The organism is Mogibacterium kristiansenii (genome assembly GCF_009695905.1).
GTDB lineage: Bacteria > Bacillota > Clostridia > Peptostreptococcales > Anaerovoracaceae > Mogibacterium_A > Mogibacterium_A kristiansenii.
On the sequence record NZ_VUNA01000005.1, the window covers coordinates 118,465 to 137,711 of the forward strand.

Consider the following 19,247-nt stretch of genomic DNA (forward strand, 5'->3'; position numbering starts at 1 on the left):
AATGAAAGGACTTCGTAAATATATTTCACCTTTTTCCCCGGATCAGTCCGGAGCGGCCTCGGTGCTGTTCGGGTACGGCGGGATGCTGATTATCATGGATGCCGGCGGCTGCGTGGGCAACGTGTGCGGATATGACGAACCCCGGTGGGGCGGTGCCAAGAGCGCCATTTTCAGTGCGGGCCTTCGAGATCTGGATGCGATTCTTGGACGGGATGAGCTGCTGATTCGAAAGATTCGACAGGCCTTGCAGGATATGGATGCCACCTTTATCGGACTCATCGGAACGCCGGTTCCGGCCACCATCGCTACGGATTATCGGGCGCTGAAGCGGCTTCTGGAGAAGGATGCGGGAATTCCGGTTCTTCCGGTGGAGACCAACGGCATCGAGCTGTACGATAAGGGTCAGGAGAAGGCCTACCAATGGCTCTTCCGGGAGTTTTTGGACGAGTCGGTGACCGAGAAAGAGAATCGCGTGGGCATTCTGGGGGCAACCCCGTTAGACACCACCGCGGTGGACAGCGGAGCGGAATTCCGCCGGTTGGTTCCGGGCGGCGTGGTGTACGGAATGGGCGACACCTTGGAGGATGTGCGAAAAGCGCTTTCTGCCGAGAGAAATCTGGTGGTATCTCCTTCCGGTTTGAAGATCGCCCGAATGCTAAAAAGAGAATACGGCATGCCATACGAAACCGGATATCCGGTGGAGGCGGAAAGCCGAAGGGAATTCACGGAACGAATCCTTCCGGAGCTGGGTTCCCATATACTGATCGTGCATCAACAGATTTTCGCCAATGAAATCCGGAAATGGATTCGGGAACGGAAGCCGGATGCGAAGGTTACCGTGGCCGGTTGGTTCCGGATAGACGGAACCCTGAAGGAAGAGGGAGACCGGCATCTGGACGAAGAATCCGATTTGCTGAAGCTGGTGCGAGATAGCGCTGTCGATACGGTTCTGGGAGATCCCCTTCTGAAGCGGGCCCTTCCGGGATGGCAGGGAACCTATCTGGATCTTCCCCATTATCCGGTGTCCGGAGAACTCCATTCCGTGGAAACCTCCCGAGATTATTGGAAGAAAGCGGGGCATAGAAGATGATAAAGGAAGCGGAAAACCGGATGCGAATCCGCATCTACGGAATCGTCCAAGGTGTGGGATTTCGTCCTTTTATCCGAAAATTAGCCCTTCGGTTCCGGATTACCGGAACCGTCTGCAACCGGGGAAGCTACGTGGAAATCTACGCGAGAGGAGAGCGGCTTTCGGAATTCCTGGAGGCAATTCCGAAGGAAGCGCCGGCTCGGTCTGCGATTCTAAAGATCAAAACGACGGTGCCGGAAGAGTCGGATTATCCGCCGGGATCGGAAGATTTTGAGATTATCGAAAGTGCGAAGGAAGAGGGAATGGTGTTCGTTTCACCGGACATCGCCACTTGTCCGGACTGCGAACGGGAGCTTTTCGACCCGACAAATCGGCGGTACCTACATCCTTTTATCAACTGCACGGCCTGCGGACCGCGGCTGACGATTCTGGATTCCATGCCCTACGACCGGGTTCGCACCAGTATGGGGGAATTCCCCATGTGCGAGGACTGTAACCGGGAGTATACGGATATTCGGTCCCGGAGATATCACGCTCAGCCAATCTGCTGCAACGACTGCGGACCGGAACTGTACCTGCTGAAAGGACCGGAAACGGGGAAGGATGCCCTGATTCAGGTGCGGAACCTTATCCGCCGGGGCGGCATCGTGGCCATTAAAGGTATCGGCGGTTTTCATCTCTGCTGCGACGGAAGCAATGACGAGGCGGTGGGGCGGCTTCGGAGGCTGAAGAATCGGCCGTTCAAGCCTTTTGCGGTGATGATGCGGGATATGGAGACGGTGCGCCGGGAGTGCGAGGTGCCGGAGGGTGCCGAAGAACTGATGACGGGACCGCAGAAACCCATCTTGCTTCTGGCGAAAAAGAAAACTCACGAGGCGGGCGCTTCCGTTCTGAGCGAGGCGCTGGCACCGGGAAATCCAAATATCGGGGTGATGCTTCCGTACACGCCGGTGCACATGCTTCTGTTCCGGTATCCGGAGGAGGAAAACTCGCAGGAGCCGGCGATGCCGGAGGTGCTGGTGATGACCAGCGGAAATCCTTCCGGCGCACCGATTTGCATGACGGATGCGGAAGCGGAGAAATATCTGGCGCCCATGTGCGATGAAATTCTGTCCAATCCCAGGAAAATTCGGATTCGTGCGGATGACTCGGTAATGTCTTTTTACCGGAATAAACCCTATATGATTCGCCGGTCCAGAGGTTATGCGCCCATGCCGACGGTACTGCCGCAGGAATATCACCATTCGGTGCTGGGCATCGGCGGGGAGCTGAAGAATACCTTCGGGCTTCTGCGGGGGGATATGAACTACATGTCCCCGTACATCGGCGATATGGCGGACGTGCGCAGCGTGGAGGCTTTGGAGCTGGCGGAAGAGCGGCTGGAACGGCTGCTGGAAATTACGCCGGAGGCAGTGGTGTGCGACCTACACCCGAAATACAACACGGGCGAGGTGGCCCGGAAGCTGGCGGAGGAGAAGGGCATTCCCTGCATGGAGGTGCAGCATCACTACGCTCACGTGCTTTCCTGCATGGCGGAGAACGAATGGGATTCGCCGGTGATCGGCGTCTCCTTTGACGGCACCGGGTTCGGAACGGACGGCACCATCTGGGGCGGCGAGTTCCTGCTCTCGGATTACGACGGCTTCCGGCGAAAGGGAAGCATTCAACCCTTCCTGCATGCCGGCGGGGACCTGGCATCGAAGGAAGGCTGGCGCATTGCGGCGGCGATGCTGGAACCGGATGCGGCGGAGCAGCTGAATCTGGGAAGCCCGAAGGAGCGGGCGGCGATTCGGTTCATGCTGGGCAATCGGGTGAACGTGGTGGAATCCACCAGTGCCGGCCGGCTGTTCGACGGAGTCAGTGCCATCCTGGGATGCAAGGAGCGGAATTCCTTTGAAGGGGAGATGTCCATGCAGCTGCAGTTCGCGGCGGAACAGGCAGAGGCGCCGGAGATCTATGACGGACCGTTGATTTCGGAAAAAGAAGATTTCTTTTATCTGGAGACGGTTCGCCTGGTGCGGGAGATTGCTCGGGGCAGGCTGTCCGGGAAGGATGTGGGCGCGCTGGCTCGTATGTTCCACGAGGTGCTTTCTCAGATGGTTCTGGAAGGCTGCCGGCACATTCGACGAGAAAACGGCATTTCAACCGCAGCCCTTACCGGCGGGGTATTTCAGAACACCCTGCTCCTGGAGCTGTGCCGAAATAAATTAGAACATGACGGTTTTCGGGTGCTGACCCATTCCCTGGTTCCGCCCAACGACGGCGGAATTGCTTTGGGACAGGCGGTGTACGGTGCGCGAAAGCTGGAAAAGGAGGATTCGAGATGTGTGTAGGAATTAAAGCAAGGGTTTCCGATGTGGAGAACGGAATGGCCGTCATCGACAATTCGGGTGTTCGGAGAAAAATTTCCTCGGAGCTGATTGAAGATCTGGCGCCGGGAGATTACGTAATGGTTCATGCAGGAATCGCTATCGCCCGCGTTACGGGAGATGACAGCGAGGAAGCATCGGAAGTGATGGAGGCGTTATAATGGCTTTAAGCAAGGGGGCAGCGGAGGCTGCCGAGATTGTACGGAATTACGACGGCCCGAAAATCCGGGTGATGGAGGTCTGCGGAACCCATACCCACGAGATTTTTCGCTTGGGGATTCGGCAGATGCTTCCGGAATCCATCGAGCTGATTTCCGGCCCGGGATGTCCGGTATGCGTCACCCCGGTGGGCTACATCGACGAAGCGGTGATGCTGGCCCTGGAGAAAGGGGTAAAAATATTTACGTTCGGCGACCTCATCCGGGTTCCCGGAACGAAGAAGAGTCTGGCAGATGCCCACAGCGAAGGGGCGGAGGTGCAAATTGTCTACTCCCCGATGGATGCTTTGGATTATGCCAAGGCGCATCCGGAAGAAGAGGTGTGCTTCCTTTCCGTGGGGTTTGAAACCACCACGCCGGGCAGTGTAATCGCCCTTCGGAACGCAATTTCCGAGAAGGTGGAGAACTTCTCCCTGCTGACGGCGAATAAAATCATGGAGCCGGCATACCTGGCCCTGAAGGGAAGCGCCGATGCCTTCCTCTATCCGGGTCACGTGAGCACTATGACGGGCATGGAGGTGTACCGAAAAATTGCGAAAGAATGGCAGATTTCCGGCGTGGTAACCGGCTTCACCACCTCCGAAATCGTCACCGCTCTGGCGACGGTGGTTCGCCGAGTGGAAGAGGTTCGCGCCGGCGAGCGGGAATCTTTTGCGGAAAATTGCTATCCGTCGGTGGTGACGGAAGAGGGCAGTCCGGCGGCCCGAAAGCTGGTGGACAAATACATGGAACCATGCGACACGGAATGGCGAGGACTTGGAATTATTCCGGGCTCCGGCATGAAGCTGCGGGATGAATTTTCGAAATATGATGCCCGGGTGCGCTTCCAATTGCCGAAGGTTCAGGGCAAAGCCAGTCCGGCCTGTCGCTGCGGTGAAGTGCTGCGAGGCCTGATTCGCCCGATGGACTGCAAAATCTACGGAAACGCCTGCACGCCGGAGCATCCGGTGGGCGCCTGCATGGTGTCCAGTGAGGGCGCTTGCTCCGCATACTACAAATACGGTGATACACTGAAACTGAAATAAGATACCGAGGTGGAATACAATGAATGACAAAATCACACTTGCGCACGGTGCCGGCGGAAAACAGACATCGGAACTTATTGGCGGATTGTTCAAGAAATACTTCGACAATCCGAATTTGACCGCGGACGATGCGGCGGTGCTGACGCCTCCGGCAGGAAGAATGGCCATGTCCACCGACGGATTCATCGTCTCTCCGGCCTTTTTCCCCGGCGGAAATATCGGAAAGCTGAGCATCTGCGGAACCGTGAACGACTTGGCCTGCATGGGTGCGAAGCCGCTGTATATTTCCTGCGCCTGTGTCATCGAGGAAGGATTCCCGATGGATACCCTGGAAGAAATCGTGAAGAGCATGGCGGAGACCGCTGCGAAAGTCGGTGTTCAGATTGTCTCCGGAGACACGAAGGTTGCCGGTAAGGGACAGGTGGATGGAATCTTCATTACCACTACCGGTGTGGGCGAAATCATGCCGAAGGCAGAACTGTCCGGTGCGTATGCCCGTCCGGGAGATGCCATCCTCGTTACCGGCGATGTGGGACGACACGGATGCACGATTCTGCTGGAGCGGGACCGCTACGGAATGGAAGCCGAGGTGACCAGTGACTGCGCACCGCTGTGGCATCCGGTGCGGGATTTGATTCAGGAAATTCCGGAAGTGCACGTAATCCGGGATGCTACCCGGGGCGGTGTGGGCACGGTGCTCTATGAAATTGCGGATGAAAGCAAGGTGGGCATCCGACTGGATGCGGAATCCGTGCCGGTATGCGATGAAGTCCGGGGTGTGACCGGTATGCTGGGCCTGGAACCGCTGTACCTGGCCTGCGAAGGACGCCTGGTCATTTTCGTTCCGAAGGAAAAGGCTGAGGATGCGGTTCGCATTCTGCGGGAAGCAAGCCCGGATACGACTGGTGCGGCCATCATCGGCGAGGTGACGGATCATATGACCGGTCACGTGGTGATGGCAACGGAGCTGGGAACGGAAACGCTGCTGCCGCCGCCGAGCGGTGAACTCCTTCCGAGAATCTGCTAGAAACGGCGGACGCCCGGAATCCAAAAAACAATTCTTTACACCGGAATGGGAAAAGAGTACAATAAGCGAGATGGACGGTATTCATAGGAAGCTGTACCTTTTCAAAAACTGTGTAAAGAATAACAGGCGAGTACATTTGCATATGTGAAAGAGGAATCGGTCTATCCGAAGGAAGACAAGGTTTTCGATTTTGCGGCGCAGGGTATTCGGGTACATTTATGATGAATACAATCCATCCGTGCTTTTCGGAATCCGACGCATTGTCGGACGTCCCGGGAGGTGCGGATGCTTTTTTTTATGAGAAAAGGAGAAGTCTGGAAAAGGAGGATATTTTTTGTAATGAAGACTACCGTATTGACTTTTCGGAAGATGAAGCGACAGGGGGAGAAAATTTCCATGCTGACCTGCTACGATTACACCACCGCCCGGCTGATGGACGGAACGGTGGACGGAATTCTGGTGGGGGATTCGTACGGAAATACCATGCTGGGATACGATTCCACGCTGCCGGTGACCATGGATCACCTGATTGCGGCGACGCAGGGCGTAGTGCGGGGATGCAAGGAGAGCCTGGTGGTGTTCGATATGCCGTTCATGTCGTATCAGGTTTCGGTGGAGCAGGCGCTGGAGAACGCCGGCCGGGCGCTCAAGGAGACCGGATGCCAGGCGGTGAAGTTGGAAGGCGGCGCGTCGGTGTGCCCGCAGATTGCGGCGCTGAGCCATGCGGGAATTCCGGTGGTGGCGCATATCGGGCTGACCCCGCAGTCGGTAAATGCTCTCGGCGGAAACCGGGTGCAGGGAAAGACCGGGGAAGAGGCGGAGCGATTGATTGAGGATGCCCGTAAAGTAGAAGAAGCCGGGGCTTTTGCCGTGGTGCTGGAGTGCATTCCGGCGCCGGTAGCGGAGCGAATCAGTCGGGAAGTGAACATTCCAACCATCGGAATCGGTGCCGGTGCGGGCTGTGACGGCCAGATTCTGGTGTATCAGGATATGCTGGGCATGAACGAGGATTTCAAGCCGAAATTCGTAAAAAGATATGCGGCGCTGGCGGAAGAGATGCGCAGTGCGTTCCGGGAGTACACGGCGGACGTGAAAGGCGGACGTTTTCCGGAGGCGAGTCATCAGTTTGAGATGAGCAGCGAGGAAGAGCTGAAGAAATTATATTAGCAGAAATTAAAGAAGAAAAAAGAAGAAAAGAGGCAAAAAATGATTCAGGTAATTAATACAATCGATGAACTGAGAAAGCAGATTAAGGAATGGAAGAAGGCGGGGCTCACCGTGGGCCTGTGCCCGACCATGGGTTACCTGCATGAGGGTCATGCGTCCCTGATGGATGCGGCGAGATCCGGAAATGACAAGGTGGTGGCTTCGGTGTTCGTGAATCCGATTCAGTTCGGTCCGAACGAGGATCTGGCCACCTATCCGAGAGACTTTGAACACGACTGCCAGCTTCTGGAAGCACACGGCGTGGACCTGGTATTCCATCCGGAACCTTCGGAAATGTACGCCCCGGATTTCACCACCTTTGTGGATATGAATGAGCTTTCGGAAACCCTGTGCGGCAAAACCCGCCCGATTCACTTCCGGGGCGTGTGCACCGTTATTGCTAAACTCCTGAACACGGTAACGCCGGACCGAATCTATTTCGGACAGAAGGATGCTCAGCAGCTGGCCATCATCCGCCGGATGGTTCGGGACCTGAATTTTGACGTGGAAGTAATCGGTTGTCCAATTGTTCGGGAGCAGGACGGACTGGCAAAGAGCTCTCGGAACACCTACCTCAGCCCGGAGGAACGAAAAGCGGCGCTGGTACTGTCCCGTTCCGTTCGAAAGGGTCAGGATCTGGTGGCCTCCGGTGTACGGAATTCCGCAGAACTGCTGGCTTCCATGAAGGAACGCCTGGCGGAGGAACCACTGGCGGATGTGGAATACGTTGAGGTGGTTGACGGCGAAAGCATGCAGCCGGTGGAAACCTTCAAAGATGGGGATCTGGTGGCTATGGCCGTTCGCATCGGCACCACCCGCCTGATTGACAATTTTACCGTGGGCGACCCGGCAATTTCTTTTGATGCATAGGTAGGACGCAGGGAATCGGGCGGCCCGGTCGCCGGCGAAATTGCATTTTCCGGCCGGAAGTTGTGTGAAGAATTTGCTCCCCGAAACGAAGGAATAAGGCTTAGCGAGGAACGGGGAGCAAACCGTCCTCGGACCCGGGCCGCCATTTCCGAATCTTGCGGTTCGTGGTTCGCGCCTGGAAACCGAAATCAAAGGCTTAGCGGGGAGTCGAGCGCGAACCATGCCGGCACCCGGTCCTCCAATCTCGGAATTTCCGGCCCGTGGTTCGCGCCCGGAAACCGAAATCAAAGGCTTAGCGGGGAGTTGAGCGCGAACCGTGCCGGCACCCGGTCCTCCCATCTCGGAATTTCCGGCCCGTGGTTCGCGCCCGGAAACCGAAATCAAAGGCTTAGCGGGGAGTTGAGCGCGAACCGTGCCGGCACCCGGTCTTCCAATCTCGGAATTTTCGGTACATGGTTCGCGCCCGGAAACCGAAATCAAAGGCCTAGCGGGGAGACGAGCGCGAACCGTGCCGGCCGCCCGGCCGCTTTTTCCGAATCTCCCGGCCCGTGGTTCACATGCGTTCAGTTCTGTGAAGTTACTTTTACAATTAACCCTCAAAAATAATCCCCTCAAAAATAATTTTGAAAAAAATAAAAAAAGTACTGGACAAGAGGGCAGTACTTCTGTATAATAAATCTTGCGTTGAACAGCGTAAATAATTAATGAATATGGCGTATTGGTCAAGAGGTTAAGACGCAGCCCTCTCACGGCTGAATCTGGGGTTCGATTCCCCAATACGCTACCAAACGGAAACCTGAAGCTTACGCTTCAGGTTTTTTCTATACTCCAAGTGTCGAGACGGCGAACGCCCCCGCGAGAATTCCCACCGCAAGACAACTAGAAAATAATTTTTAAAATATTTTCACACAAATTAGTTTGCAGAAGCACTTTCAAGTGCGATAATATTAAAGTCGATGCAATAAAAAGTTACAGATTTTTGGGGAGAAATAATATGCTATCATTTGAGAACGACTACAGTGAGGGAGCTCACTCCAGAATATTGAAAAGGTTGGTGTCCACCGATTTGCAGCAGGTGACCGGCTACGGAAACGATCCGTTCTGCGAAGAGGCCCGAATTCGCATTCGCCAGGCCATCGGCGTACCGGATGCGGATATCTATTTCCTTTCCGGCGGCACGCAGACGAATCAGGTAGTTATCGATACCATGCTGAAACCGTATGAAGGCGTTATCGCCGCAGAAACCGGACATGTCAGCGTTCACGAAGCCGGCGCCATCGAGTATTCCGGCCATAAAGTCCTGACGGTACCGATGCACAATGGCGGCAAGGTGAATCCGATGGAAGTAAAGAATCTGATTGAGGATTTTTATCAGGATGGAAATCATGAGCACATGGTATTTCCGGGCATGCTGTACATTTCCCAGCCGACGGAGTACGGTGCGCTGTACACCCGCCGGGAACTGGAGGCTCTGAGCCTGATTTGCCGGAAGTATAAGATTCCGCTGTACCTGGACGGCGCACGTCTGGGATACGCCCTGGCCAGCCATGAGAACAACGTGACCCTCAGCGACATTGCCCGCCTGACCGATGTGTTCTACATCGGCGGAACGAAGGTGGGGGCACTTTGCGGTGAAGCTTTGGTATTCACAAAGCACAATACGCCGCCGCATTTTGTGACACAGATAAAGCAGCACGGTGCCCTGATTGCAAAGGGGAGACTGCTGGGTATCCAGTTCGCGGAGCTGTTCCGGGACAACCTCTACTATAAGCTGGGGCAGAATGCCATCGAGACGGCGGAGATGCTGAAGATGGTTCTTCACGAAAAAAAATATTCGTTTTACTTCGAGTCGCCGACGAACCAGCAGTTTGTCATTATCGACAACCGTAAAATGGAAGCCCTCCGGCAGAAGGTGGTATTCAGTTACATGCAGAAATACGACGATACCCACTCGGTCATCCGTTTCTGCACCAGCTGGGCGACGAAGCCGGAACAGGTTTTCCGGCTGGCGGAACTTTTGTAAATAATTAATAATGGGAGGAATTTATGAATAAGAAAGAATTGGCAGATCATCTGCACAACAGCAAGTACAACTGCGCCCAGGCGGTGCTCCTGGCATTTGCCGACGAAATCGGAGAGGACAAGGAGGTTCTGTTCCGCATCAGTGAAGGATTTGGTTTCGGTGCCGGATGCGGAGAGGGCATCTGCGGCGCACTCAGTGGCGCCATCATGCTGGCGGGCCTGAAGAACAGCGACGGCAACCTGGAAGCGCCGGGAACCAAAGCGTCCACCTACAAGATTGCCAAGGAAATGAAAGAGAAATTCGTGATGAAGACCGGTGGCCTAATCTGCAAGGATCTGAAAGGCTTGGATGGCGGGAAAGTGCTATGTTCCTGCCCGGACTGCATCGGATATGCCGTAGAGGTTGTGGAAGAAGTCCTGGGTCTGTAATTAAAAAAAGGATTGGGGGGGTCTTTACGTTTAGCAAGAAAGTGAAAGAACAGCCGGATTTGCTGAATGGAAGCATCGCACCGAAGCTGATGGCTTTTGCCATTCCTCTGGCCATGACCAGTATCTTGCAGCAGCTCTTCAACGCAGCGGATATTGCAGTAATCGGCCAATTTGCGGGAAAGCACGCCATGGCGGCGGTGGGATGCAACAGTCCGGTTATCGCGCTGACGGTAAACCTGTTTGTCGGGGTGTCCATCGGTGCCAACGTGATTATTGCGAATTTTACCGGTCAGCAGGACGAGCGGAGGATTCGGGAATCCGTTCACACAGCCATGGTGCTGGCGATTATTTGCGGGGTGTTTGTCACCTGCGTCGGGCAGATTATTGCCCGTCCCATGATTAGTCTGCTGGATACGCCGGCAGTCATCGCACCCATGGCGGTGAAATATCTTCGAATTTATTTTATGGGGATGATTTTTATCATGCTCTATAATTTTGAAGCAGCCATTTTCCGGAGTCAGGGGGACACCGGAACTCCGCTGCGATGCCTGATGATTTCCGGCATCCTGAACGTCATCCTGAATCTCTTCTTTGTCATCGTATTGAAGATGGATGTGGCGGGCGTGGCGTTGGCCACGGTGCTGTCCAACGGCGTTAGCGCCGGACTCCTGTTTTGGCACCTGTGTCGGGCAAAGAGCGCTGTTCGTCTGCAGAAGGGAAGCTTCCGCCTGGAGGGTTCGATTCTGAAGGACATTCTTCGAATCGGCGTTCCGTCGGGACTTCAGGGTGTAGTCTTTTCCATTTCCAATCTGGTCATCCAGTCGGCCATCAACAGCCTGGGACCGGATGTGGTGGCGGGCTCCGCGGCGGCCTTTAATATGGAGGTACTGGGATATTACATCCTGAACTCCTTCGCCCAAGCGGCGGTCACCTTCGTGGGCCAGAACTACGGTGCCGGGAATCTTCCGCGGTGCCGCAAAATCACTCGTCAGGCGCTGATTCTGGATGAGGTGTGTGCCATGTCCGTGGCAGCGTTGCTGATTATTTTCGGGCACCGGATTCTGATGCTCTTCAATCCGGATCCGGCGGTCATCCACTTTGGCTATATTCGCGCCACGATCCTGCTTTCCACCCAGGCCCTGAACGTGGTGAACGAAGTCCTTTCCGGAGCGATGCGGGGCTACGGAATCTCTGTGGTTCCGGCGGCGGTTACTTTTATCGGAGTCTGCGGAACCCGAATTCTGTGGGTGTACACCGTCTTTCGGCACTCCCACACCTGGTACACACTGATGGCGGTATATCCGGTGAGTTGGCTCATCACCATGGTGGTGATGATTGCGGCCTACTTCATTTCCATAAAAAAAATCCGCATTCGGCTGGGGACTTCCGGCGATGCGAACAACTAGGCGTTGCGGCACATCACGTAAATTCACACATAAAAAAGAGGCATCCGGGGAAAATTCCTCGGATGCCTTTTGTCTCTATTCGTACAGGATGATGGCCATAAAGCTCATCGGCTCATCCTTGCGGTTGATGATGGCGTGTCCTTCTCCCGGACCGGTGAAGGTGATATCCCCCGCCTTGACGGTGGTGATGGTGCCGTTGTCGTTGTATTCCGCTTCGCCGGAAAGGATGACGTAGATCTCTCCGTCTCCCTGATGCACGTGGTATCCCACGCCGCAATCCTTCTCCAGCACGTTCTCATTCAGCATGCGGCCTCGGTTCCACATCTCCGAATCCTGCTCCACGCCCACCAGCGAAATCAGATGTCCCGGTCCCTTTTGGACTTCTTCCTTCACAACTTTCTTTCGATTTTCTTTTCTCCGAATCAGACTCATGTTCAATACCCTCCTTGTATTTGAAAAATAATATATGCCTTCGGATTACCCGGAAAACTATGCATCTTCCTCTTCTGCTCGCTGACCGAATCCCAGCAGGTTGCAGGCTCTGGATTCCACCGCGTTGGCGATGGCCAGCGTCACATCCAGGTTGTTCCCGCAGAAAATCGCACCGTGGTTGGCGATGATGCAGGCGTGGCTGCCCTTGATGGCCTCCATGATGCTGTCGCACAGCTCATCCGTACCCGGTGTCCGGTACTCGCTGCAATGCATGTCACCGATCAGCTGATCCATCGGCGGTTCCGAAATCCGGAATCCGGCGTGGGCTGCAGCGAATGCACTGATGCCGTTGGAGTGGGTGTGGATGATGGCGTTGCACTCCGGATACCGGCGGTACAGCGCGGCGTGCAGGCGGTACTCCGAAGAGGGCTTTCTCTGCATGCCGTATTTCAAATCGTGGATGTTCATGCGAACGATGTCCTCCGTGCGGATGGAAAAATAGTCCATGCCCGACGGGGTAATCAGCATGGTGTCCGGGTTCAATCGAAGGGAAATATTTCCCCAGGAACCCTGTACCAGTTCGGAACGGCTCATATCTTTGCCGCAGTCGATGATTCGGTTCCGCAGCTGAAACTCTTCTGCACCGCTGCTGATGAAATCCACCTTTTCTTTCTGATTTACCTTGGAATAGCTTCCGTCGTAATATTTATGAAGCTCCTGAGCGGTCGTCGGATCCAGGTATTGGAGTCCGTGCAGCTTGCCGGAGTAAATCTCCGCTTCCGCACTTTTCTCCAGGATGCGGGCACCGGCGATGGCCTCTTCGATGGTATCACCGACGGCGATGATGCCGGACCCCTGAATGAAGCAGCCTCGGCGGTTCCGCAGGGCTTTCAGCAGGGTTCTTGCGGTTCCGTCCGGACATACGGTCACATCCGGCCCGATAATCTGGGCCAAATCGTCCAGTGCCGGCCGCATTATCTGATTCTCTTTAGAAAAACGCACGGCGGCTTCCGTGCATATGAACACGATGGCGTTGATATCGTCCCGAGATGAAAAAATCCGACCGATATCTCCGGTGTTGATGTCGAACAAATCAAAATCCTTCCCCGTCAGCTTGGACAGGCGAAGGTTCTCGCGCGAAGAAATATAGGTTTCCTCATTCACCCGAAGCACCAGTTGTCCGTATGCAGTAAAGTACCGCTCCCGAAATGCATTTGAGCGTTTCAGCAGCGCTTCTTTTGCTGTATTAATATCCATGTTGTCTCTCCCTTGCTTTGGTTTTCTCTATGCCTATTATATCATTCCGGTTCCCGCGGAATATGATGATTGTTTAAAAAACAATACGTTTTGCCACGGCGTCCCAAGACGCTCCGGACGTGTCCGGAATGCGCCGGGTTTGGCCGGAAGCGTGCGACTCCTCCAAAATTTCTTTTAGGGCAGCCTTCAGGGTAAAAACATATTGCGGCAGTGCATCCGGATCCGGCCGGTCCGAGGCGATCAACGGCGGCATGGGGATGAAGCAAGTGGTGTTCTCCGGAATTTCGGAGCGCAGCCATTCCCGAACCCCCGGCAGGTCATTGCACAGGGTGTTCAGTCCGCAGGCCATAGCTTCAATCAAGACCAGGGGCAGGCCCTCGAAATAGGAAGGAAGGACGAAGGTGTGGCAATCGCGATACAGATTCGCCAGCACTTCCTGGCGCAGCAGGCCGTGATACCGGATGGGGAAGGAATGAGAGGTGATTTCTCCCACCTTCGGCGGCTGGTTTCGGCCCGGATTCAGGCGGGTCCACAGTCCGGAATCGGTGCAGCCGCCCGCCAAATGAAGCTCAAAGGGAACGTCCGTCTCTTCGCGGAGCTGTTCCAGTGCGTCCAGCAGTTCCGGGATGCCTTTCTCCCGGCAGATCTTTCCGGCATAGATGAAGCGGTGCGGGCCTGCCGCTGCAGAGGCATTCGTCTCGCCCGGAAAGAAGATTTTGTCGTTATACCCGGTTCCGATGACGGACACCTGTTCCGCCGGAAGCCGGAAGCAATCCATGATGGTTTTTTTCTGGGCTTGATGGAGAGCGAAAATCCGATTCAAGCCTCGGACGTTCTCCAGAACATCTTTCACGCTGAAAGGTTCTCTTCCGTATCCCGCTTCTCCGGTGCAGAGATTCTGCATCTGGCGAAGGTCGGAGCCGTGGCAGATGCCGTAGATTCGCTGCTCCGGAAAGGCCTTCCTAAGGATGGCGGTGAGAAGGTACAGGTGGTGGCAGAGAATGATATCCGGACGGAGCCGGTCAATCGCTTCGCCTACCGCAGAAATAAAGGCTTTCTCCAGTGCTTCGAACTGTTCTGCGGTGAGCCGGGAGTAACGAGTGGACGGATAAGGCATCCGGTCCGACATGCCCAGAACCGGGAAGTCCAAGTCTCCCGGCAGAGGGGATTCCCCCGGAGCCGTATAATATACCGGATGGAAGGTGACCCCATCTGGAAAACTGACGATATCGGAATGGTAGATTCCGGCAACAACGGCCTGCCGGTGTCCCTGACGATCCAGAGCCCGAACCACTTCGGACAGATAGGTGCCGCTGCCGGTGGAGTGAGGTTTCTGGGTTGTAACGCTCAGAATATTCATTGATAATCCTCCAAACATAATTAATCTACATTATTATATTTTTTAACCGTCTTGAAGTCAAATTGTTAAAAGATTAGAATCGGAAAAGGTATTAAAAAAGTTTATAGGTTAGTATAAGTTAACCTAATTACCGAAATACGAAACCAATTATCGTAATACGGAAAAACTTTGGGATTCGGTTGACTTGCCTATACGAAAGGAGTATATTTATTATAGTATTTTGTGGTACTTTGATGCGGAAGGAATGAAGTGATTTCGAATGGCGGAGAGAAACAGTTCTTTAGAAAAAGCCCTTGCCGTTCTGGATTTGTTTCAGTTCCGGCAGCGTTGGACGATGACGGAGATTGCACAGCACACCGGATACTCCAATGCGGCGGTAGCGCGAATCTTGAATTCGCTGGAAAGCATGCATTACGTTTTTCAGGATAAGATTGACGGCGGGTATTACCTCACCAGCAAGATGTATGTCCTGGGAAGAAATACCCAACTGAAGAATCAGCTGATCAACATTCTGGATGAACCGGTGGGAACCCTGTGCCGGCGAATCGGTTTTTCCGTGACGGTGGCCATCCGAAAGGGCACCCAGAGCGTTACGATTATGCGGAAGGATCCCCAGACGGGACTGACCCTTTCCCTGATTCAAACAGTGGGGGACACCATAAGTCTGAACACCACGGCGATGGGAAAAGTGCTAACCGCATTCTCCGGAGAGACAGAGAATCTGTTGAACCGGATGGACTACGTGAAGCTGACGAAACGTTCCGTAACCGACCGGGACGAATTTGCGGAGCTTCTTCAAGAGGTGCGGGCGCAGCGCCTGGCCTATGATATGGAAGAGGTAACCGAAGGATTGGTATGCGTGGCGACGCCGGTGCTGGCAAAGGATGGAATTGCCATCTGCTCCATCAGTATCAACGGATACAAGGAACGGATGATTCGGAGCCTGGACAGCATTATCATGCGGCTTCAGGATTGTGCGCGGGAGTGCGAGAAGCTGCTGCAGTAACGAATGAATATATCAGACAAATGAGGAGATAGATTATGGGACTCTTTTATGAGATGGATAAGAATTTCGGAGATGTTCTCAAGGAAAAAAAGAATTTTCTTTTTATCGGCGAGGCGGGAAGCGGCAAGAGCGAAATCGTTCTAAATGTGGCCGCAAAGCTGGCTAGAGAAACCGGCAAAAAAGTAGATCTCTTCGATATGGACCAGACAAAACCGCTGTATCGTTCCAGAGATATGGCAGAAGATTTCAAGGAGCTGGGTGTGGATATCCACTATCAGGACCAGTTTCTGGATGCCCCGACGGCGGTAAGCGGCGTGGCAACCTCCCTGATGGCAGACCATTACACCTTGATGGATATCGGCGGCGGCTCCCCGGCAGCGCGGATGGCGGGCGCCTATGCCCACATCCTGAAAAATGAGGATTCGGTTCCGGTGTACATCATCAACCCGTACCGCCCGTGGACCAAGAGCTTGGAGTCCATCGACGGCACCATGTCCAGCATTCTGAAGGCGGTGAATCTGGACCACATCTACATGCTGGGCAATCCGAACCTGGGCTATCACACGTCGGCGCAGGATTTCCTGGAAGGCTTGGAGAAGATGGATTCCCTGCTGGAGGGAATCACCACCATCAACAGTGCGTGTGTCAAGAAAGACGTTTATGAGGAAGTAAAAGGAGAAACGGATAGATATTTACTTCCGATTGAACTATATTTGACCTATGAATGGGTCGATCGTTAAAACACTATTTCAAAAGAGGAGGTAATTTCGATGGCTAAAGGTAAAATCGAGATCAATTCTGAGGCATGCAAATCCTGCCAGTATTGCGTGATTTCATGTCCGAAGAAGATTCTAGTAGTCGGCGAAGAAGTGAACTCTTTCGGTTATCCTTACGTAATCAGTGCGGAACCGGAAAAGTGCATCGGATGTGCGATGTGTGCACAGATTTGTCCGGAAGCTGCAATTGAAGTGTGGAGATAATTAGAGAGAGGAGAAATTTCATAATGAGTGAACGTGTATTTATGAAGGGCTGCGAAGCTATTGCAGAAGCAGCTGTCAGAGCCGGATGTCGCTTCTTTGCTGGTTATCCTATCACACCGCAGAACGAAATTCCGGAATATTTTGCAAGAAGAATGCCTGAGGTAAACGGTACTTTCGTACAGGGCGAGTCCGAGGTTGCATCCGTTAACATGCTGTACGGTGCGGCTTCCACCGGAATCAGAGCGATGAGCTCTTCTTCCAGCTGCGGAATCAGCTTGTACTCCGAGGGCGTTTCCTACATGGCGTCTGCCCGTATCCCGGCAGTATATGTTAACGTACAGAGAGGCGGCCCTGGTATCGGCGCAATTCAGCCGGCACAGCAGGACTACTTCCAGGCAACCAAGGCTTCCGGTAACGGTGGTTTCAAGATGCTGGTTCTGGCACCTTCCACTGTACAGGAGTGCGTAGACATGGTATATGAAGCATTCGATCTGGCTGCAAGAGATGAGAACCCGGTTCTCGTACTGACCGACGGTGTAATGGGTACCATGATGGAGCCGGTTGTTCTGCCGCCGATGAAGAGCGACGAAGAAATCGCTGAGCTGAGAAAGAAGTTTGAGCACAGAGCAATCATCGGACATAAGCGCGGCGAGAACGCATTCTGCCGTCCGGGTTCTGTAGGAACCGGTCAGGAAGCGGTTAACATCGAAGCTGCAAAGCTGTATTCCACATGGGATAAGGATGTTGAGGTTGAGGAATTCATGACAGAGGATGCAGAAATCATCCTGGCTGCATATGGTATTTCCGCTCGTATCTCTAGAGTAGTTGTTAAGAAGCTGAGAGAAGAAGGCATCAAGGCAGGAATGATCAGACCGATTAAGATTTCCCCATTCCCATATGATACTTTCGCTAACCTGGACTTCAATCAGGTAAAGGGTATCCTGAACGTTGAGATGTCCATTCCGTCTCAGATGAGATGGGATATCGATCACGCGGTTCAGGGAAGAACCCAGGTGAACGATTGCCTGAGATCCGGTGGTCAGCTGCTGACTAACGATCAGGTATACGATGCTGCTCGTAAGCTTATTAAGGAGGTACTGTAATGCAGAAAGTATATGAAAGAACTACAGGCATTCTGCCTAACACTGTATCCGGATTCTGCCCGGGATGTATGCACAGCACAGTACACAAAATCATCGGTGAAGCCGCTGACGAACTGGGTCAGTTGGACAATCTGGTTCGTGTAGAGGGTGTTGGATGCTGCGGTCTGGGACAGTTCTACGTTAACCACGACGCAACCATCGCTGCTCACGGAAGAGCTTGTGCCGTAGCTACCGGTATCAAGAGATCCACTCCGGATTCTCTGGTATACACATACCAGGGTGATGGAGACCTGGCTTCCATCGGTCTGGCAGAGACCATGTCCGCTGCCAACAGAGGCGAGAACTTCACCGTAATCTTCGTTAACAACGGAATCTACGGCATGACCGGTGGTCAGATGGCTCCGACCACACTGATCGGCATGAAGGCAACCACTGCTCCAGGCGGAAGAGATCCGGAAGTTCACGGATATCCAATGCACGTTGTCGAAATTCTGGATCAGCTGACTGCTCCTTACTACCTGGAGAGAGTATCCTGCAATACTCCGCAGAACGTAATGAAGGCACGCAATGCGATTAAGAAGGGCTTCCAGTATCAGCTGGAAGGAAGAGGTTTCTCCCTCATCGAAATCGTAACTTCTTGCCCAACCAACTGGGGACTCTCCACTCTGGACTCCCTGAAGTTCCTGGAAGAGAAGATGTTTGCTGAATATCCACTCGGTCTCGTAAGAGACAAGGGCGCAGAAAAGTAGGAGGTGCAGAATGGAAAGAAATTTGATGGTAGCCGGATTCGGCGGACAAGGTGTAATGACTATGGGCAAGCTCCTGTCTCAGGCAACTTGCGATTCCACAGATCTGAACGTAACATTCTTCCCATCCTACGGTGCAGCGATGAGAGGCGGCACAGCAAACTGCTATGTTGTAATTTCTGATGACGAGATTGGTGCTCCGGTATCCAACAGTGTAGACGACTTAATCGTAATGAACGGTCCGTCCCTGCACAAGTTCTTGCCGAACCTGAAACCGGGCGGCACACTGTTCATCAACAGCTCCATCGTAAAGGATCCGATTGACAGAGACGACATCAAGGTAATCAGCGTACCGGTTACCGAGATGGCTCTGGAAATGGGCAACCCTCGTATCCTCAACATCATCATGCTGGGTGCATACATCGGTTACACCAATGCGGTTCCAAAGGATGTTGTTACTGCAGGTATCCACCACAAGTTCGAGAATAAGCCAAAGGTTATTCCGATCAACGACAAGATAATATGAAATGACCTCACATTTGTAATATCGTGGATTCGCCACTATACTGTAATTGACGACTAAATCAATAGACAGTGGTTTACCACATACAAAAGGAGGTCATTTATGAATAGAATACTAAAAATCGGAATGGATGTCCATAGCACCAGCTACACTTTATGTGCAATGGAGCCCGTGCTTG

Annotated in this window: 19 protein-coding genes and 1 tRNA gene; 17 read left to right on the forward strand and 3 right to left on the reverse strand. The window is 53.6% G+C overall.

Going from position 1 to position 19,247, the window contains the following annotated elements:
- Window position 1: 1 nt before the first annotated feature.
- From FYJ65_RS03875 to FYJ65_RS03925, 11 genes are all read left to right on the forward strand, one after another.
- Window positions 2-1,090: a nitrogenase component 1 gene (locus FYJ65_RS03875; protein ID WP_154554043.1), complete on the forward strand. Its 1,089-nt coding sequence runs from the start codon at window positions 2-4 to the stop codon at window positions 1,088-1,090.
- Window positions 1,087-3,423, forward strand: a complete 2,337-nt coding sequence (gene hypF / locus FYJ65_RS03880; protein WP_154554044.1) for a carbamoyltransferase HypF — start codon at window positions 1,087-1,089, stop codon at window positions 3,421-3,423. Before FYJ65_RS03875 ends, hypF begins: the two co-directional genes overlap by 4 nt.
- Window positions 3,414-3,620, forward strand: a complete 207-nt coding sequence (locus FYJ65_RS03885; RefSeq protein WP_154554045.1) for a HypC/HybG/HupF family hydrogenase formation chaperone — start codon at window positions 3,414-3,416, stop codon at window positions 3,618-3,620. Before hypF ends, FYJ65_RS03885 begins: the two co-directional genes overlap by 10 nt.
- Window positions 3,620-4,702, forward strand: a complete 1,083-nt coding sequence (hypD, locus tag FYJ65_RS03890) for a hydrogenase formation protein HypD (RefSeq protein WP_154554046.1) — start codon at window positions 3,620-3,622, stop codon at window positions 4,700-4,702. The genes FYJ65_RS03885 and hypD overlap by 1 nt, the downstream gene beginning before the upstream one ends.
- Window positions 4,703-4,721: 19 nt before the next feature.
- Window positions 4,722-5,729 (forward strand): hydrogenase expression/formation protein HypE, encoded by a 1,008-nt coding sequence (gene hypE / locus FYJ65_RS03895; RefSeq protein WP_154554047.1) that lies wholly within the window; start codon window positions 4,722-4,724, stop codon window positions 5,727-5,729.
- A gap of 339 nt (window positions 5,730-6,068) precedes the next feature.
- On the forward strand, window positions 6,069-6,896 hold the full coding sequence (panB, locus tag FYJ65_RS03900; RefSeq protein ID WP_154554048.1) for a 3-methyl-2-oxobutanoate hydroxymethyltransferase: 828 nt from the start codon (window positions 6,069-6,071) through the stop codon (window positions 6,894-6,896).
- A 42-nt stretch (window positions 6,897-6,938) separates the two neighbouring features.
- Window positions 6,939-7,805 carry a pantoate--beta-alanine ligase gene (gene panC / locus FYJ65_RS03905; protein ID WP_328603036.1) on the forward strand — a complete coding sequence of 289 codons (867 nt, stop codon included), beginning with the start codon at window positions 6,939-6,941 and terminating at the stop codon, window positions 7,803-7,805.
- A 712-nt stretch (window positions 7,806-8,517) separates the two neighbouring features.
- Window positions 8,518-8,592 (forward strand) — tRNA-Glu (locus FYJ65_RS03910).
- Window positions 8,593-8,799: 207 nt separating this feature from the next.
- Window positions 8,800-9,828, forward strand: a complete 1,029-nt coding sequence (locus FYJ65_RS03915; protein WP_154554050.1) for a threonine aldolase family protein — start codon at window positions 8,800-8,802, stop codon at window positions 9,826-9,828.
- Window positions 9,829-9,851: 23 nt separating this feature from the next.
- Window positions 9,852-10,256, forward strand: coding sequence for a C-GCAxxG-C-C family protein (locus FYJ65_RS03920; protein WP_154554051.1), 405 nt, complete (start codon window positions 9,852-9,854; stop codon window positions 10,254-10,256).
- A gap of 59 nt (window positions 10,257-10,315) precedes the next feature.
- On the forward strand, window positions 10,316-11,662 hold the full coding sequence (locus FYJ65_RS03925) for an MATE family efflux transporter (RefSeq protein ID WP_235898192.1): 1,347 nt from the start codon (window positions 10,316-10,318) through the stop codon (window positions 11,660-11,662).
- Window positions 11,663-11,737: 75 nt separating this feature from the next.
- On the opposite strand, the gene FYJ65_RS03930 is transcribed toward FYJ65_RS03925, so the two are convergent.
- The 3 genes from FYJ65_RS03930 to FYJ65_RS03940 form a co-directional block, all read right to left on the reverse strand.
- On the reverse strand, window positions 11,738-12,094 hold the full coding sequence (locus tag FYJ65_RS03930) for a cupin domain-containing protein (RefSeq protein ID WP_154554053.1): 357 nt from the start codon (window positions 12,092-12,094) through the stop codon (window positions 11,738-11,740).
- Window positions 12,095-12,151: 57 nt separating this feature from the next.
- On the reverse strand, window positions 12,152-13,351 hold the full coding sequence (locus FYJ65_RS03935) for a class II aldolase/adducin family protein (protein WP_154554054.1): 1,200 nt from the start codon (window positions 13,349-13,351) through the stop codon (window positions 12,152-12,154).
- Between the two features lie 73 nt (window positions 13,352-13,424).
- Window positions 13,425-14,711, reverse strand: a complete 1,287-nt coding sequence (locus tag FYJ65_RS03940; protein ID WP_206157303.1) for a glycosyltransferase family 4 protein — start codon at window positions 14,709-14,711, stop codon at window positions 13,425-13,427.
- Between the two features lie 259 nt (window positions 14,712-14,970).
- On the opposite strand from FYJ65_RS03940, the gene FYJ65_RS03945 reads away from it, so the two are divergent.
- From FYJ65_RS03945 to FYJ65_RS03970, 6 genes are read left to right on the forward strand one after another with little or no spacing between them, the layout of a single operon-like run.
- Window positions 14,971-15,717: an IclR family transcriptional regulator gene (locus tag FYJ65_RS03945; protein WP_154554056.1), complete on the forward strand. Its 747-nt coding sequence runs from the start codon at window positions 14,971-14,973 to the stop codon at window positions 15,715-15,717.
- 35 nt (window positions 15,718-15,752) lie between these two features.
- A complete protein-coding gene (locus tag FYJ65_RS03950; RefSeq protein ID WP_154554057.1) occupies window positions 15,753-16,457 on the forward strand; it encodes a nucleotide-binding protein in 705 nt (234 codons plus the stop codon).
- 30 nt (window positions 16,458-16,487) lie between these two features.
- Window positions 16,488-16,697, forward strand: a complete 210-nt coding sequence (locus FYJ65_RS03955) for a 4Fe-4S dicluster domain-containing protein (protein WP_154554058.1) — start codon at window positions 16,488-16,490, stop codon at window positions 16,695-16,697.
- Between the two features lie 23 nt (window positions 16,698-16,720).
- Entirely contained in the window at window positions 16,721-17,800 is a 1,080-nt protein-coding gene (vorB, locus tag FYJ65_RS03960) for a 3-methyl-2-oxobutanoate dehydrogenase subunit VorB (protein WP_154554059.1), read from the forward strand.
- Window positions 17,800-18,549: a thiamine pyrophosphate-dependent enzyme gene (locus tag FYJ65_RS03965; protein WP_154554060.1), complete on the forward strand. Its 750-nt coding sequence runs from the start codon at window positions 17,800-17,802 to the stop codon at window positions 18,547-18,549. Before vorB ends, FYJ65_RS03965 begins: the two co-directional genes overlap by 1 nt.
- 10 nt (window positions 18,550-18,559) lie before the next feature.
- The gene (locus tag FYJ65_RS03970; RefSeq protein ID WP_154554061.1) at window positions 18,560-19,072 is read left to right on the forward strand and encodes a 2-oxoacid:acceptor oxidoreductase family protein; all 513 of its coding nucleotides are present in this window, start codon (window positions 18,560-18,562) and stop codon (window positions 19,070-19,072) included.
- The last annotated feature ends 175 nt before the right edge of the window (window positions 19,073-19,247 follow it).